12 protein-coding genes are annotated in these 17,571 nt (G+C 39.4%); 9 read left to right on the top strand and 3 right to left on the bottom strand.

The genetic code is table 11. The features are described 5' to 3' along the window. Nucleotides 1-10: 10 nt before the first annotated feature. Nucleotides 11-1,234 carry a GTPase HflX gene (gene hflX, locus ACSVH6_RS03150; RefSeq protein ID WP_438075461.1) on the top strand — a complete coding sequence of 408 codons (1,224 nt, stop codon included), beginning with the start codon at nucleotides 11-13 and terminating at the stop codon, nucleotides 1,232-1,234. 11 nt (nucleotides 1,235-1,245) lie between these two features. Here the strand turns inward: hflX and ACSVH6_RS03145 are convergent, their stop codons facing one another. Continuing rightward, entirely contained in the window at nucleotides 1,246-2,028 is a 783-nt protein-coding gene (locus tag ACSVH6_RS03145) for a THC0290_0291 family protein (RefSeq protein ID WP_438075460.1), read from the bottom strand. A 266-nt stretch (nucleotides 2,029-2,294) separates the two neighbouring features. Here ACSVH6_RS03145 and gdhA point away from each other — a divergent pair, with 266 nt between their 5' ends. From gdhA to ACSVH6_RS03115, 6 genes are all read left to right on the top strand, one after another. Next, nucleotides 2,295-3,638 carry an NADP-specific glutamate dehydrogenase gene (gene gdhA / locus ACSVH6_RS03140; RefSeq protein ID WP_438075458.1) on the top strand — a complete coding sequence of 448 codons (1,344 nt, stop codon included), beginning with the start codon at nucleotides 2,295-2,297 and terminating at the stop codon, nucleotides 3,636-3,638. A gap of 122 nt (nucleotides 3,639-3,760) precedes the next feature. After that, the gene (locus ACSVH6_RS03135) at nucleotides 3,761-6,055 is read left to right on the top strand and encodes a T9SS type A sorting domain-containing protein (protein WP_438075456.1); all 2,295 of its coding nucleotides are present in this window, start codon (nucleotides 3,761-3,763) and stop codon (nucleotides 6,053-6,055) included. A 71-nt stretch (nucleotides 6,056-6,126) separates the two neighbouring features. After that, a complete protein-coding gene (gene recO, locus ACSVH6_RS03130; protein ID WP_438075454.1) occupies nucleotides 6,127-6,840 on the top strand; it encodes a DNA repair protein RecO in 714 nt (237 codons plus the stop codon). A gap of 234 nt (nucleotides 6,841-7,074) precedes the next feature. After that, the gene (gene ileS, locus ACSVH6_RS03125; RefSeq protein WP_438075452.1) at nucleotides 7,075-10,476 is read left to right on the top strand and encodes an isoleucine--tRNA ligase; all 3,402 of its coding nucleotides are present in this window, start codon (nucleotides 7,075-7,077) and stop codon (nucleotides 10,474-10,476) included. 12 nt (nucleotides 10,477-10,488) lie between these two features. After that, entirely contained in the window at nucleotides 10,489-10,869 is a 381-nt protein-coding gene (locus tag ACSVH6_RS03120) for a TraR/DksA family transcriptional regulator (RefSeq protein ID WP_131474676.1), read from the top strand. Between the two features lie 87 nt (nucleotides 10,870-10,956). Further along, nucleotides 10,957-11,592 (top strand): lipoprotein signal peptidase, encoded by a 636-nt coding sequence (locus ACSVH6_RS03115; RefSeq protein ID WP_438075449.1) that lies wholly within the window; start codon nucleotides 10,957-10,959, stop codon nucleotides 11,590-11,592. Here the strand turns inward: ACSVH6_RS03115 and ACSVH6_RS03110 are convergent. Next, nucleotides 11,546-12,127, bottom strand: coding sequence for a 5-formyltetrahydrofolate cyclo-ligase (locus ACSVH6_RS03110; RefSeq protein WP_438075447.1), 582 nt, complete (start codon nucleotides 12,125-12,127; stop codon nucleotides 11,546-11,548). The two genes, ACSVH6_RS03115 and ACSVH6_RS03110, sit on opposite strands and share 47 nt — an antisense overlap. After that, complete coding sequence (locus ACSVH6_RS03105; RefSeq protein ID WP_438075445.1) at nucleotides 12,120-13,358, bottom strand: pyridoxal-dependent decarboxylase; 1,239 nt, start codon at nucleotides 13,356-13,358, stop codon at nucleotides 12,120-12,122. The genes ACSVH6_RS03110 and ACSVH6_RS03105 overlap by 8 nt, the downstream gene beginning before the upstream one ends. A gap of 105 nt (nucleotides 13,359-13,463) precedes the next feature. Here ACSVH6_RS03105 and uvrC point away from each other — a divergent pair, with 105 nt between their 5' ends. Together uvrC and ACSVH6_RS03095 are read left to right on the top strand one after the other, a co-directional pair. Then, nucleotides 13,464-15,263 (top strand): excinuclease ABC subunit UvrC, encoded by a 1,800-nt coding sequence (gene uvrC / locus ACSVH6_RS03100; protein ID WP_438075443.1) that lies wholly within the window; start codon nucleotides 13,464-13,466, stop codon nucleotides 15,261-15,263. Nucleotides 15,264-15,270: 7 nt separating this feature from the next. Further along, a complete protein-coding gene (locus tag ACSVH6_RS03095; protein ID WP_438075441.1) occupies nucleotides 15,271-17,484 on the top strand; it encodes a patatin-like phospholipase family protein in 2,214 nt (737 codons plus the stop codon). Nucleotides 17,485-17,571 lie beyond the last annotated feature (87 nt).

Genomic DNA, 17,571 nt, shown 5'->3' with positions numbered 1-17,571 from the left:
AAAATCCAAAATGTTAGAAAAAGAAGTTATAAATTTCGAGAGAACTGTCATCGTCGGCATCATTACCCAACATCAAAACGAAGATAAATTAAACGAGTATCTTGATGAATTGGAGTTTTTAACATTTACTGCCGGAGGCGAAGTAATCAAGCGGTTTTCCCAAAAACTGGAACGTCCCAATCCTAAAACATTTTTAGGAACAGGAAAGATGGATGAGATTAACTACTATATTAAGGAGAACAATATATCGACTGTAATTTTTGATGATGAGCTCTCTCCTTCCCAACAGAAAAACATTTCCAAAATTTTGGATTGCAAAGTACTGGACCGAACCAATCTCATTTTAGACATTTTTGCTCAAAGAGCTGAAACCTCTTATGCCAGAACACAGGTAGAATTGGCACAATGCCAATATTTATTGCCAAGACTTTCGGGCATGTGGACCCACCTAGAACGTCAAAAAGGGGGAATTGGACTTCGTGGTCCGGGAGAAACTGAAATTGAAACCGACCGCCGAATTGTTCGCGATCGTATTGCTTTGTTGAAAGAAAAAATCAGAACTATTGACAAACAAATGTCAGTACAAAGAAGCAATCGCGGCGCCATGGTTCGCGTTGCCTTGGTAGGATATACCAATGTGGGGAAATCCACCTTGATGAATGTCATCAGCAAAAGCGAGGTTTTTGTCGAAAATAAATTATTTGCTACCCTTGACACCACCGTTAGAAAAGTAGTCATTAAGAATTTGCCTTTTTTATTGTCTGACACTGTTGGATTTATTCGAAAATTACCAACCCAATTGATTGAATCCTTCAAAAGCACACTGGATGAAGTACGAGAAGCTGACTTGCTTTTGCATGTAGTCGATATTTCACATCCTGATTTTGAAGAGCATATCCAATCGGTAAATCAAATTTTACAGGACATCAAAAGCAATGACAAACCTACCATTATGGTTTTCAATAAAATCGATGCATACCGACACTTGGTCATCGAGGCCGATGATTTGGTGACCGAAAAAACCACCAAACATTACACTTTAGAAGAATGGAAGGCGACTTGGATGGGTACCGTTGGCAAAAAGAATGCCTTGTTTATTTCGGCAACCAACAAAGAGAACTTTGAAGAATTCAGAGAAAAAGTTTACGAGGCCGTAAGAGAAATTCACATCACGCGATTTCCCTATAACAAATTTCTTTATCCGGATTATAAAGATGCGGTTGAAGACAAATAAAAAAACGTTTTTTATTGAAGATAGTAAATATATCCAACATTAAACCAAACATTCCAATCGTTGGCTTTGTTTTCAGGATATAACTTCGGATCGGGATTCAAACCGTCAACCCAATTGGAAAAATAATACTGCCATCTTAAATCGACCATCAAATCAGAAAGCTCTGTTAGTTTATAGCGACATCCGATACTGGACACCACCGACCATACTGTTCCTCCCTGATTGGTTGTAGCCTTGTAATATTTAATAGGAGTTGTATTAAATGAATCCAAAGGACCTAATTCTGAATAGGCTTCCGGGTCATAAAAACTGAATTGTCCCCCCAAACTGATAAAAGGAGCGAAAGAACCAATAGTTGCTGTAAAATCTCGAATACTCAAAGGATAAAACTCCAACTGCATCCCCAAATTAGTCACAGTCGTACTCCCTCTCATTGCCCGTAATTGATTAGCCGTTGTTGAAGTTCGGCTGGGATCAACCCATTTTCCGAAATGTTTCAAATTAGTTTTATTGTATGACAACTCACTTCTCAACTTAAAGTGGTCGTTAAAATAAGTCTCAGGAGTATAACAGTTACATTCCGCTCGGTACGAAAAATTCAGGTAGTGGATGATTCCGATACCATAACCGGTATTCCCTGCATTCGTTGAAAAATCATGTCGCTCACCGTAATCCGATTGAAAGGCAACCGGTCCGGCAATAACACCGATTTCATGTGAAAAGCCAAACTGAGCGTTACTGTTCGTTGCAAAAATAAACAACAACAATGAGGTTATGATAAATTTTTTGGGCATTTGCATACTAATAAGTTCAATTCTCGACAAATATATAAAAACATCAATCAGTTATAAAATAAAATAAAAAATTGTTGATTTATATACGATAAAAACCAAAAAAAGATTTAAATAACGAGAATTACTTTAGTCTTAAGCTGAGTTTCTTAACAGAAACATAAAATTTCTGAGAATTTAAAAAAAATGACAACCGTTTTTTTAATAAAATGTATATTTGTCCGATTTTACGAAAACGATTTCTTAAAAAACATTAATAGTATAATTTTATGTCACAAAGTATCAACGAATTCATCGACTTAGTAGCAAAAAGAAATGCCAATGAGCCTGAATTTATGCAAGCAGTTAAGGAAGTTGCAGAAACCGTAATTCCTTTTATTGAACAAAATAAAAAATACCAAAACAAAATGCTTTTGGAAAGAATGGTAGAGCCGGAAAGAGTCATCATGTTCCGCGTTACCTGGATTGACGATGCCGGAAATACACAAGTAAACCGCGGATACCGAATCCAGATGAACTCAGCTATCGGACCATACAAAGGAGGAATCCGTTTCCACCCTTCAGTAAACTTGAGCATCTTGAAATTCTTAGCTTTTGAGCAAACCTTCAAAAATAGTTTAACTACATTGCCAATGGGTGGTGGAAAAGGAGGTTCTGACTTTGACCCTAAAGGAAAATCAGATATTGAAATCATGAAATTCTGTCAAGCTTTCATGACCGAATTGTCTAAACACATCGGAGCTGACACTGACGTTCCTGCCGGAGATATCGGTGTGGGCGGAAGAGAAGTAGGCTACATGTTTGGTCAATACAAAAGATTAAGAAACGAATTTACCGGAGTATTGACCGGAAAAGGAATCACATTCGGAGGTTCTTTAATCCGTCCGGAAGCTACAGGATATGGTGATGTGTACTTTGCACAAAACATGTTGGCTACTAAAGGCGAAAGCTTCTCAGGAAAAACTGTGGTTATTTCAGGTTCCGGAAACGTAGCACAATACGCTTGTGAAAAAGCAACTCAGTTAGGTGGTAAAGTTGTTACGTTGTCTGATTCATCCGGATACATCTACGATGCCGATGGAATTGATGCCGAAAAATTAGCCTATGTAATGGAAATCAAAAACGTTAACTACGGAAGAATCTCGGATTACGTGACCAAATACCCTTCTGCAAAATTCGTAGCCGGAAAACGTCCATGGGAAGTAAAATGTGATATTGCCTTACCATGTGCTACTCAAAATGAATTAAACGGTGAAGAAGCTAAAATGCTGATTGCAAACGGATGTATATGTGTAGCTGAAGGAGCTAACATGCCATCAACACCGGAGGCTGTTGAAGAATTTTTACATGCTAAAATTCTTTTCGCTCCTGGAAAAGCATCAAATGCAGGGGGTGTGGCAACTTCAGGTTTGGAAATGTCGCAAAACTCTTTACGCTTGAGCTGGACTTCTGAAGAAGTAGATCAACGTTTGAAAGACATTATGGCCAACATTCATGCAGCTTGTGTGAAATACGGAACAGATGCTACCGGATATACAGATTATGTAAAAGGAGCCAACATTGCCGGTTTCGTTAAAGTAGCCGATGCAATGCTAGCACAAGGAATCGTATAAACCAAAATAAAAACCAACCAAAACCTAAAAAATGTCCTTAGCAATAAGGGCATTTTTTTATGCGCTATACCAAAACCGAATTTTTTGCGTTTATACTATATTTGTGTGCAAATTGTTTTAAAATGAAAAAGTATCTGCTGTTGATTTTGGTTTTCTCCTTCCATTATGGTTTTACACAACAAAATCAGAACTGGAAAGGTTATTTTTCCTATAACCAAATCAAGGACGTTTCCGAATCGGATACCAAACTTTTTGCGGCTGCAGAAAATGCCCTTTTTACCAAAAACACTACCACCAATGATATTGAAACCATCAATACCATCAACGGTCTTTCCGGCCAAACCATTTCGGCCATGTACCACAGCAAGGCGTTTAACAAAACACTTTTAGGTTATGAGAACGGCTTGATGATCGTTATCAACAATGTTGACGGCAGTATGCTCAATGTGGTAGATATCATCAATAAAAACCTGCCTGCCAATATCAAAAAAATAAATCATTTTATGGAATATAACGGCATTGTTTATATTTCCTGTGATTTTGGAATTGTACAATATAAGTTGGCAACACTTGAGTTTGGTGACACTTATTTTATTGGCCCCAACGGGCAAGAGATTAAAATTTATCAAACCTGTGTTTACAATGGAGATATTTACGCAGTATCTCAAAATAATGGTATCAAAAAAGCATCCATCAACAACGCCAATCTGAATGACTTTGCACAATGGGAAGTATTCGACACTGGATATTGGAACGGAATTGTATCGTTCAACAATCAACTGATTGCCATGAATGCCAATGCCATTCTTTACAAATATAACGGTAGTTTTTTTCAGCAAATTGTTAATGTAGGACAGCCGGGATTGGATCTCAGAGCTAACGAAAATTATCTTACGATAACTTCGCAAAGTCATGTCTATGTTTTTAACACGACATTGGGCCAAACTGCTCATATTCAAAACTCGCAAATTCCCGATATTCCGGTAACCTTTAGCTGTGCCACCACTTTAAACGGTAACATTTATATTGGCACAAATGAAAACGGCATTGTTAGCTCTGCCATCAACAATCCGTTTACTTTTGAAATTATAATGCCCAATGGGCCGGCTCAGAATAATATTTTTTCAATCAATAGTTCCTCTTCCAATTTATGGGCTGTTTATGGCGATTATACCGATGAATACAACCCATATCCGTTGTCATATCACGGAATCAGCAAATACGCCGACAATCACTGGCTGAACATCCCTTATGCTGAAGTTCATGAACCGAACAGTAATGCTTCCGATTTTGTAAGAGTGACGGTAAATCCCAACAATGAAAATCAAATTTTTGTTAGCTCTTATTTTTCCGGATTACTGAAATTTGAAAATGATCAATTGGTTACCATTTACAACAAAAACAACAGTCTTTTGGAACCGGTATTCCCAACAGATCCGCCAGATTCCGACCTCAGAATAGAACAAAGTGCTTTTGATAAAGCCGGAAATTTATGGGTATCCAACGGATTAGTAAAAAATGGCCTGAAAGAACTCAAAGCAGGAGGGCAATGGCAGGCATACGATACCTCAACCATTCAATCCAATTACTTCAACAATCGATTTGGCAAAATGGTTATTGATAAAAGTGGTGTCAAATGGATCGCTACATTTAAAGAAGGGGTCATTGCTTTCAGTGAAAACGGCAACATTTTTAAAAAAATAACCACCGGCGAAAACCTGGGGAATCTGCCTTTTGAAGATGTAAGAGCTTTGGTCACAGACAACCGAAACCAGCTTTGGATAGGAACCACCAAAGGATTGAGGGTATTACCCAGTGTCAGCAGTTTTACTTCTGACGAACAAATGAAAACCAACGCCATCATCATCCTGGAAGACGGGTTGGCACAAGAACTGATGTACGAACAATACGTTTCAGATATTGCCGTCAACGGCTCCAATCAAAAGTGGATAGGTACAGCCGATTCAGGTGTTTTCCTCGTTTCTTCTGATGGTCAACAAACCATTTATCATTTTACCAAAGACAACTCCCCTCTTCCCAGTAATGTTATCAATGATATTGATATCAACGCGGTGACCGGTGAAGTTTTTTTTGCGACCGATAAAGGAATGGTTTCTTTTCAGGGAACCTCCACACGACCGGCCGAGGATCTGAACAACGTGTATGTGTATCCCAACCCCGTACGCCCAGAGTTTGTGGGCACCGTTAAAATTGCCGGGTTAATTTCAAAAGCCAATATCAAAATCACGGATATTGAAGGCAATTTGGTTTACGAAACCACCTCCGAGGGTGGAACCATTGAATGGGATACCACTGCTTTCGGTAAATACAAAGTATCTTCCGGAGTGTACATGATTTTTATAGCCTCTCAAGACGGTGCTGAAACTGCTGTCAAAAAAGTGATGATTGTTAGATAATTGTACGGAGCGAATGGTATGTTAAAAATTCAACTGGTTCACCATTCCCTGTTTACTATTCCCCATTCAGAATGTTAGTTAAAACTAAAGCTATCGTAATTTCATCTCTAAAATATCAGGAAAAAAGCCTGATAGTAAAATGCCTGACACAGTCCGACGGCTTGAAAAGTTATTTTGTCCCCAATGCTTTTTCAGCCAAAAAATCAAATCAAAAAATTGCCTATTTTCAACCGTTGACAATACTCGAAATCGAAGCCAATCACAAAAACAAAGGTACCCTCGAGCATTTCAAGGAAATCAAATTGGCTCATGCTTACCAGACCATCAGCAACGACATTGTTAAAAGCACTATTGTAATCTTTCTTTCCGAAATCATTCACCACAGCATACACGAAGAAGAGAAAAACGAAGATCTTTTTTTGTTTCTGGAATCGGCTTTGCTTTGGCTCGATGCCCATGACGACATGGCCAATTTTCACCTGATTCTGATGCTGGAAATGACTAAATTTCTTGGTTTTTATCCGGACACAACAGAAATAGACGGTAAATTTTTCGAAATCAAAGAAGGTTTTTTTACCTCTTTTTTGGGGACCGGTTGTTTAAATGAGCACGAAACTCATCTCTTTAAGAGACTAATCGATTTAAAGTTTGACTCCGATCAAAAAACCTTTGCCGGTGTGGAACGCCAAATTTTGCTCAAAATCTTGCTCCTTTATTACACTACACATCTTGCCGGATTTAAAAATCCAAAATCACTCGAAGTTTTGAAAGAGGTCTTTGCTTAATTTTCTTTTGATGGCATATCCCTTAGGGCAGTACTTTTCGTTGCAATAATGCAGCCGTTGAAATTATTTTATTTTGTAGCAATTTTTTCTGCAGCAAAAATATTTGCTGCAATTTTTTTGCTGCAATTTCTTTCAACCTCTAACTGCTTCGCCAATTCAAAAAAACAACCCTTATTTTTCCTTGGTTCACAACTATTTATTACTTTCGCAAACTGATTTAAGAAAACGACAAAAATGAGTACTAAGTTTACTGAATACAAAGGACTTGACCTGCCTACGGTAGCGTCTGAAGTTCTTGATTTTTGGAAAAAAAATAACATCTTTGAACAAAGTGTAACTTCCCGTGAAGGAGCCACACCGTATGTGTTTTTTGAAGGCCCACCGTCTGCGAATGGTTTGCCCGGAATTCACCACGTTATGGCGCGCGCCATTAAAGATATTTTTTGTCGTTACAAAACTCAAAAAGGGTTTCAGGTAAAACGTAAAGCCGGTTGGGACACTCACGGATTGCCGGTAGAATTAGGTACCGAAAAAGAATTGGGTATTACTAAAGAAGACATTGGAAAAACCATTTCCATCGAAGCCTACAACGAGGCCTGTAAACGCACTGTAATGCGTTACACAGACGTATGGAACGATTTGACCGAAAAAATGGGCTACTGGGTCGACATGGAAGATCCGTATGTGACCTACAAATCCAAATACATGGAAAGTGTATGGTGGTTATTGAAACAAATCTACGACAAAGGATTGTTATACAAAGGCTACACCATACAACCCTACTCGCCTAAAGCCGGAACCGGATTATCTTCGCACGAAGTAAACCAACCCGGCAGTTACAGAGATGTTACTGATACCACTGTGGTGGCACAATTCAAAACAAAACAAGAAACATTGCCAAGCTTCCTTCAAGGATTTGGCGATATTCACATACTAGCTTGGACGACTACTCCATGGACGTTACCAAGTAATACCGCCTTGACAGTTGGACCAAAGATTGATTACGTATTGGTCAAAACCTTTAACCAATACACGTTCGAACCGGTAACTGTTATTTTAGCTAAAAACTTAGTCGGAAAACAATTCGCCGGAAAATATTTTGTGGCCGAAAGCGAAGCTGATTTTGCCAATTATAAAGCAGATGACAAAAAAATACCGTACCAAATTTTAACCGAATGCAAAGGAAAAGATTTGGTAGATATCCGTTATGAGCAGTTGATGCCTTTGGCATTACCGTATCAAAATCCCGAAAATGCCTTTAGGGTAATCGCAGGAGACTTTGTTACAACAGAGGACGGAACCGGAATCGTACACACCGCGCCAACGTTTGGTGCCGATGATGCCAAAGTAGCCAAAGAAGCTACTCCCGAAGTTCCGCCAATGCTAGTCTTAGATGATAACGGAAATCCGGTGCCATTGGTAGACTTGCAAGGAAGATTCATCCAGGGATTGGGTGACTACTCAGATAAATATGTAAAGAATGAATACTATGATGCGGGCACTGCGCCGGAACGCTCGGCAGATGTCGAAATAGCTATTCAGTTAAAAGAAGAAAACAAGGCTTTCAAAGTTGAGAAATACGTGCACAGTTACCCGCACAGTTGGAGAACCGATGAACCGTTGCTATATTATCCGTTGGATTCGTGGTTTATCAAAGTTACGGAGGTAAAGGACAGAATGTTTGATTTGAATGATACCATCAACTGGAAACCCAAAGCCACCGGTGAAGGCCGTTTCGGGAACTGGCTGAAAAATGCAAACGATTGGAACCTTTCCCGTTCAAGATATTGGGGTATTCCGCTCCCAATTTGGCGAACCGAGGACAAACAGGAAGAAATCTGTATCGGTTCGGTGGAACAGTTGTACCATGAAATTGAAAAAGCCATCGCTGCAGGTGTAGAAACTTCAAATCCGTTCCAAGGCTTTGAAATAGGCAATATGGCCGAAACCAATTACGACTTGGTCGATTTACATAAAAATGTCGTAGATAGCATTACCTTGATTTCTCCTTCGGGAAAACCAATGAAGCGCGAGAGCGATTTGATAGATGTTTGGTTCGACAGTGGTGCCATGCCTTATGCACAATGGCATTACCCATTTGAGAACAAAGATAAAATAGACGAAAACAAAGACTTCCCGGCTGATTTTATTGCGGAAGGAGTAGATCAAACCCGTGGTTGGTTTTACACGCTACATGCCATCGGCACCTTGGTCTTTGACAAAGTTGCCTATAAAAATGTGGTTTCCAACGGATTGGTTTTGGATAAAAACGGGCAAAAAATGTCCAAACGTTTAGGCAACGCCATCGACCCGTTTGAAACACTGAAAGAATACGGTCCCGATGCGACGCGTTGGTACATGATTGCCAATGCCAATCCATGGGACAACTTAAAATTTGATATTGAGGGAGTGGCAGAGGTTCGTCGTAAATTCTTCGGAACCCTATACAACACCTATTCGTTCTTTGCTTTGTATGCCAATATTGACGGCTTCAAATATGCGGAAGCCGAAGTGCCACTGGCCGAAAGACCGGAAATTGACCGTTGGATTTTATCCGAATTGCATACTTTAATTAAAACCGTGGATGAAGCCTACGCCGATTATGAACCAACCAGAGCAGCTCGTGCTATTTCTGACTTCGTTCAGGAGAATTTGAGCAACTGGTACGTGCGTTTGTGTCGCAGAAGATTCTGGAAAGGCGAATACGGCACCGATAAAATAGCAGCTTATCAAACACTGTATACTTGTTTGTTAAATGTGGCTAAATTATCTGCACCTATTGCTCCGTTCTTTATGGACAAACTTTACCAAGACTTAACCCAAGCCACACAAAAAGAGGAATTTGAGTCGATACATTTAGCAAAATTCCCTATTTCGGTTGAAAACTTTGTTGATAAATCGCTCGAGAGTAAAATGATGAAAGCGCAGACGGTTTCGTCACTGGTTTTATCGCTCCGTAAAAAGGAAATGATTAAAGTACGTCAACCGTTGCAAAAGGTAATGATACCAATACTTGACGACCATCAGCGTGCTGAAATTGAGGCGGTTTCCGACCTGATAAAAGCCGAAGTAAACGTCAAAGAAGTGGTACTTTTAGATGATGCCTCAGGCGTTTTAGTGAAACAAATTAAACCAAATTTTAAAGCCTTAGGACCTCGTTTTGGGAAAGACATGGGATTGATTTCCAAAGAGATACAAGGTTTCACGCCAGAACAAATCAATGAATTAGAAGCCAACGGAACCCTATCGCTTGTTATTTCGGGAAAAAGTATAATTTTATCATTAGAAGATGTCGAGATTTCGTCTCAGGATATTCCGGGTTGGTTGGTAGCCAATGCAAATGGCATAACTGTTGCATTAGATATTACGCTGACTGAGGAGTTGATAAACGAAGGCATCGCAAGAGAATTAGTTAATCGAATCCAAAACATCAGAAAAGACAGTGGATTTGAAGTAACCGATAAAATAAAAGTTTTTTTACAGCCAACCGTCGCTTTAGTAAAAGCCATACAGGAAAACGAAACGTATATCAAGTCAGAAACATTAACCGAGACCTTAGCTTTTGAGGATGCTATCACTAACGGGACGGAAATTGAATTTGACGATATCAAAACAAGAATATTAATTTCTAAATAATTACGAAAGATTATGGTAGAAGAAAAATTAAGATACTCTGATGCTGATTTAGCTGAGTTCAAAGAAATTATTTTAGCAAAAATTGAAAAAGCCAAAGCCGATTTAGACCTTATAAAAAGCGCCTACATGAACGACTTAAACAACGGTACTGACGACACGTCTCCTACGTTTAAAGCCTTTGAAGAAGGCAGCGAAACCATGTCTAAAGAAGCGAACTCTCAATTAGCGATTCGTCAGGAGAAATTCATACGCGATTTAAAAAATGCGCTTTTCCGTGTTGAAAACAAAACCTACGGGATTTGCAAAGTAACCGGAAAACTGATTTCCAAAGAAAGATTGAAAATCGTTCCTCATGCAACGATGAGTATTGAGGCTAAAAATTTGCAGCGATAACCACTTTACAATAAATAAAATAACGCTCCTGAACGGAGCGTTATTTTTTGGAAAAAAACACTATTTTTGCGCATCAAAATTTCAAAAATGTCATTACGAAATTCCATCCTGATTATCGCCATTATTTTATTGGTAGACCAATTCGTCAAAATTTATATCAAGACCAATTTTGTGTATGGGGAAGCCGGACAAATCAATGTGGCCAATTGGTTTAAAATATTGCTGATTGAAAATGAAGGAATGGCTTGGGGAACCAAAATCCCGGGAGCGTATGGCAAATTAATTCTGACTGTTTTCCGAATCCTTGCTATTGGTGGAATAGGCTATTGGTTATACGACTCAAGCTGCAAACACAGTTCTAACTATTTGATGATAGCCATCGCCTTGATATTTGCCGGCGCAGCCGGAAACATTATTGATTCTGTTTTTTACGGAGTGGTGTTTGATGACAGCTATGGTCATTTAGCCACCGCTTTTTCTGATAAACCTTATGGAAGCTGGTTTCACGGCAAAGTGGTGGACATGTTGTATTTCCCTATTTGGGAAGGACAATTGCCAAAATGGTTGCCGCTTTGGGGAGGACAGGAATTCAAATTCTTCAATGCTATTTTCAATATAGCCGATATGGCGATTTCTACCGGTGTGGGTATCTTGATTGTATTCAACAAAAAAGCTTTTACTCGAAAAACCCTTGTCGAAAGTCATACAAATTCGCAGGGGTAACACAGTAATCCAAGCGAATATCAGTAGGCAAAACATCTTCTATAGATTCTTCGGGCTCGAAGAATGACAACCCGATTTTAACGACATCCGCTTTGCATTTTGAAAGAAAGTTGTCGTAAAATCCTTTGCCATAACCCACTCTGTTTCCTTTTTTATCATAAGCCAACAAAGGCACAAACACTGCATCAATTTTGGCAACGGGCACTTCAATCCCGTCTATGGGCTCATAGATGTTGTATTCGTTTTTTTGGAACTTTGTATTATCTGTCAACAGATAATGGGTCATTTCAAGGGTGTCAAAATTGCTTTTAGCCACAACAATTTCCTTGTCTTTTCCAGCTAAAATTTGCAATACAAACTCCGTATCTACTTCCTTTTGTTCTACTATGGTTAAAAACAAATGAAAATAGGTTTTATCCCAAATATCCAACTGCAACAGCCTGTTGGCAATGGCCAAACTTTTATCCTCAATATCAGCCTGCGTCATTTCCTGACGCCACGCTTTATACTTTATACGCAGTTCTTTTTTAAACATAAACGGTAGCCTTCAAATCGTTTATAAAAGTAGTCAAATGTTCTACTTCTACGTGATCCATCAGCACAATTTTATACCAATCATTAGCCCCATGATGGCTTTGTGGTACCAAATCGTATTTCTCAACCAACGCTTTAGAAATATATTCGGCCTTAATGGTTACGATATTCATAAAAGGTTCCCGGAAATATTGGATATTTAATTCGTCCAGTTGTTTGCACAAGTATTGGGTTCGCATTTGTAACACACTAACTTTTTCAAACCACCCATTGGGCCCATAAGTGAATAATATCATCCAAACCGCTACTGCATTGGCACCGCTTCGGCTGCCGCAAAGGGTTAAATCCATCCCTTCTACATATTCGGCCTCCTTGGTCAGGACATTTTCGATATAGCCTTTTCGGCAAATGAAAATTCCGGTTCCGTAAGGCGCCTGCAGCATTTTATGTGCATCAATGGTTATCGAACTAATCTTGGGATTGCTGAAGTTGATTACCGATTCCTGGTTGCTAAACGGGTATACAAAACCGCCGTAAGCCCCGTCAATATGCAATTTATACGCTACATCATGCTTTTCTAAAACCTCAATATAATCTTCGGGATTGTCAACCGAACCAAACATAGTGGTTCCCAGGTTGGAGATTACAATAAAGTACTTCTTCCCTTCTGCTTTGGCTTTTTCAACCATCAGTTCCAATTGCGCTTTATCAATCACACGTGTATTGAAATCTACCGGGATTTTCAGCCAATCGAGTTGCAGCAAATTGGCTGCTTTGGGGATAGAATAATGGGTATCTTCTGATGCTGCTATGACAATTTCGTTACTTTGAGCATCATAATTATTCATGAAATAGTTGCGAAACATCCAAATCGCCTGGATGTTGGCCTCTGTACCTCCCGGGGAAATGTATCCATCAAACGAATCGGGGGCGGCTTTGAAAATGTCTACGGCAATCACATTTAATACTTCGCGTTCAATTTCGTGAGTGCCCTGGAACGCCCTTTCGGAAGCGCCAAAAGTGTGGCAGCCTATATTGTTGGGATTCGCGACATAAGTTTGCAAAATGGGAGACTCTTTTAAAAAAGGCGCATCGTCATTAAAAACCTTATTATCCAATTTTGAAGCCGGATATCCCAAGGCATTGTCTTTGGCAAAATTGATATTTTCAATCAATGCTTTATGGATTCGGAACTTGCGTTCTTCTGAAGGGAGTTTTTTCCAGTATTTCATACCTAAATTTTTTTCAAAACTAAGGCATCCTATATCAAAAAAACATGATAAATGTTAGGTATAACTCTTCTTGTATTTATAGCAATTTCAATTAACTTTGTTTTTATGGAAACCTCTTCGATAGCGCTTCAATTACAAACCCTGCCCGACAGTCCCGGAGTGTATCAGTATTATGACAAGGACGGAAAGATACTGTATGTAGGCAAGGCCAAAAATCTGAAGAAGCGGGTTTCCTCCTATTTCAACAAACTGCACGACAATGCCAAGACCAATGTGTTGGTCAAAAAAATTGTGGAGATCAAACACATCGTGGTGGCCACCGAAGCCGATGCGCTTTTGCTGGAAAATAACCTCATCAAAAAACTGCAACCCCGCTACAATGTACTGTTGAAAGACGATAAGACCTATCCGTGGATTTGCATCAAGAAAGAACCTTTTTCCAGAATATTCCCCACCCGAAGAATGGTGAAAGACGGCTCTGAATATTTTGGGCCCTATACCAATTTCAAGACCGTCAACACTATATTAGATTTGATTAAAGAACTCTATCCGTTGCGCACCTGCAACTATGATTTGAGTGACGGCAATATCAAATCGGGCAAGTACAAAGTGTGTTTGGAATACCATATTGGCAACTGCAAAGGACCTTGCGAAGGGCATGAACCTTTGGCACATTATCAAAAACAGGTAGACGCTATCCGCGAGATACTGAAAGGCAACTTCAAAGACAGCTTGCGCGATTTCAAGAAAATGATGCACGAATTGGCTACCGATATGCACTTTGAAGCCGCCCAAAAAATAAAAGAAAAAATCGAAGTGCTCGAAAATTACCAGTCGCGCTCCACGATTTTGAATCCGAAGATTTCTAATGTCGATGTGTTTTCCATTGTTTCTGATGAAGCGATGGCCTATGTCAATTTCCTTCAGATTTCACATGGTGCTATCATTCGTTCGCATACTTTGGAACTCAAAAAGAAATTGGATGAGACGGATGAAGAACTATTAGAGCTCGCCGTTGTTGAGCTAAGAGAGCGTTTTCATTTGACCACTCGAGAAATCATTTTGCCATTTGAATTGGATTTTGGCGATAAAATAAAAGTGACCGTGCCACAGCTTGGTGATAAAAAACAAATTCTAGAACTCTCGCAACGCAATGCCAAATACCAACGCTTAGAGCAGTTGAAACAAATTCAGATTGTTGACCCCGAGCGGCATACCAACCGCATCATGGCGCAAATGCAAAAAGATTTGCGACTCACTGTAGAGCCGCGCCACATTGAATGTTTTGACAACTCTAACATCCAGGGAACCAATCCGGTCTCGGCCTGTGTGGTTTTTAAAGACGGCAAGCCCAGCAAAAAAGACTACCGTCATTTCAATATTAAAACCGTAGAAGGGCCGAATGATTTTGCTTCGATGGAAGAAGTGGTGTACCGAAGATACAAACGCCTGCTCGACGAAAACCAGCCCTTGCCGCAACTCATCATCATTGATGGTGGTAAAGGTCAATTATCATCGGCACTAAAAAGCATTGACGATTTGGGATTGCGAGGAAAAATAGCAATCATCGGTATTGCCAAGCGATTGGAAGAACTTTTCTATCCTGGTGATTCAGTGCCTTTGTATCTGGACAAAAAATCAGAAACCCTGAAAGTGATTCAGCAGTTGCGCAACGAAGCCCACCGATTCGGGATTACCCACCATCGGGACAAGCGCAGCAAATCGGCCCTGCAAACCACTATGGAAACGATTCCCGGTATAGGCGAAAAGACGATGTTGGCACTCATAAAGCACTTCAAAAGTGTTAAAAGATTAAAATTGGCCACAGAAAAAGAAATTTCTGAGGTTGTAGGTGCATCAAAAGCCAAAAAAATTTCCGAATTTTACAACATTAGTAAATCCTAACCCCCTTATGAAAAAAGCCCTTCTCGTAATGCTGGTCCTGTGTTCGTTACAGGTTATGACCGCACAAGATACCGTGGCAAAAAAAAGACCCAAAATAGGTTTAGTACTTAGTGGTGGTGGTGCCAAAGGATTTGCTCATATAGGTGTATTGAAAGCACTGGAAAAAGCCGGAATCAAGATAGATTACATAGGCGGTACCAGCATGGGGGCCGTAGTTGGAGGGTTGTATGCCACAGGCTATAATGCCCAGCAAATAGATTCTATTTTTTACAACACCAATTTTGATGAATTATTACAGGACTACATTCCGCGCTCTTCCAAGAGTTTTTATGAAAAGAGAAACGATGAAATGTATGCTCTTTCACTGCCCTTTAACAAGTTGAAAATTGGTATCCCGATTGCACTTTCCAAAGGAATGTACAACTATAGTTTGCTGTCAAAACTAACCCACAAAGTCAGACATATCAAAGATTTCAACAAACTTCCGATACCGTTTTTATGTGTGGCTACTGACATCGAAAAGGGCGAACCGGTGGTACTACAAAGCGGTTATTTGGCGCAGGCTATGTTGGCCAGTTCGGCCTTTCCTTCTTTATTTTCTCCGGTTGAAATAGACGGAAAATTGTTGATTGATGGTGGTGTAGTCAATAATTACCCAGCGGAGGAAGTGCGTAAAATGGGAGCAGACATTATCATTGGAGTTGATGTTCAGGATGATTTAAAAGATCGAAAGTCATTAAAAGATGCCACCCGAATTTTAGTTCAAATTACCAATTTGGACATGATTAAAAAGATGAAGGAAAAAATAAAAATCACCGACATCTATATCAAACCCGACATTTCCAATTATGGTGTGATTTCTTTTGACGAAGGACAGGAAATTGTCAAAAAAGGTGAAGAAGCCACCATGTTACAAATGGATGCCATAATTAAATTGGTCGATTCGGCACAACCCTATCAACTGCAGCATTTCAAGGTACAAAAAGATACTTTAGCGATAAAAAGTGTCAACATAAACAAACTCGACAACTACACAAGGGCTTATATATTGGGGAAACTTCGATTTAAAAACAACTCTCAAATAACCTATGACGATTTAAAACGAGGCATTAACAACATCAATGCGACACAAAACTTCAGCCGCATAAGTTATACTCTGGAACCTTATAAAGACGGTGATGAGTTACAATTAAACTTAACCGAAAATCCCACCAAAACCTTTTTAAAATTCGGATTGCATTATGATGGCTTGTATAAAAGCGCCATTTTGGCTAATATTACTCAGAAGAAATCCCTGTTTAAAAACGATGTCGTTTCACTCGATGTAGGATTGGGGGATAACATCCGATACAATTTGGATTATTATATTGACAATGGTTTTTACTGGAGTTTCGGTATCAAATCGCGCTACAATACCTTCAACAGAAACGTTCGCACCGATTTCAGAAACGGAGAACTTTTAACCCAATTAGGGCTGAATTCCATCAACATTGATTTCTCTGATTTGACTAATCAAGCTTACATGCAGACGGTTTTTATCCAAAAAATTCTAATCGGTGCCGGTGTAGAATACAAACATTTAAAAATCAAATCGGACAATCTGGGAACCATTTCCCCTACTTTTGAAAACAGTGATTACGCCAGTATTTTCGGTTACGCCAAATTTGATTCGTTTGACAACAAAATCTTCCCCAAAAAAGGTTGGTTCTTTACCGGTGATTTACAATCCTTCCTGTACTCTTCAAACTACACTGATGAATTTCATCGCTATTCCATTGCCAAAGGACAGATTGCTGTAGCCAAAACATTTAACAAAAAATTTACCGTGAAACTGCAGTCTGATGCCGGATTTGTTATTGGTAAAGACAGTGTTCACTTCTTTGACTTTATTCTGGGCGGTTACGGATTCAATACCATTAACAACTTCCAGCATTTTTATGGCTATGATTTTCTGAGTGTTTCCGCTGATAGTTTTATCAAAGGCTGTGTGACATTGGATTATGAAGTTTACAAAAAGAACCACATTAATTTTGCCGCCAACTACGCCAATATAGCGGACGACTTATTTACTACCGGCGATTGGTTTTCCAGACCAAAATACAATGGATATGCGATTGGTTATGCTTTAGAATCAGCTGTGGGGCCGGTAGAGCTCAAGTATACTTGGTCACCGGAACTCAGCAAAGGCTATACCTTTATTAGCGTAGGTTTCTGGTTTTAAGATTTGACTTCGTGGGGAAAAATTTTATTTTTGTTCAAAATGCCACATAAAAAACTATATTTGAAATCTATTAACTAAACCCTCTTT

This window comes from Flavobacterium sp. XGLA_31, assembly GCF_051547105.1.
In the GTDB taxonomy this organism is placed as follows: domain Bacteria; phylum Bacteroidota; class Bacteroidia; order Flavobacteriales; family Flavobacteriaceae; genus Flavobacterium.
Note: the sequence above shows the minus strand (reverse complement) of the source record. Positions and strands in the feature narration are given on the sequence as shown.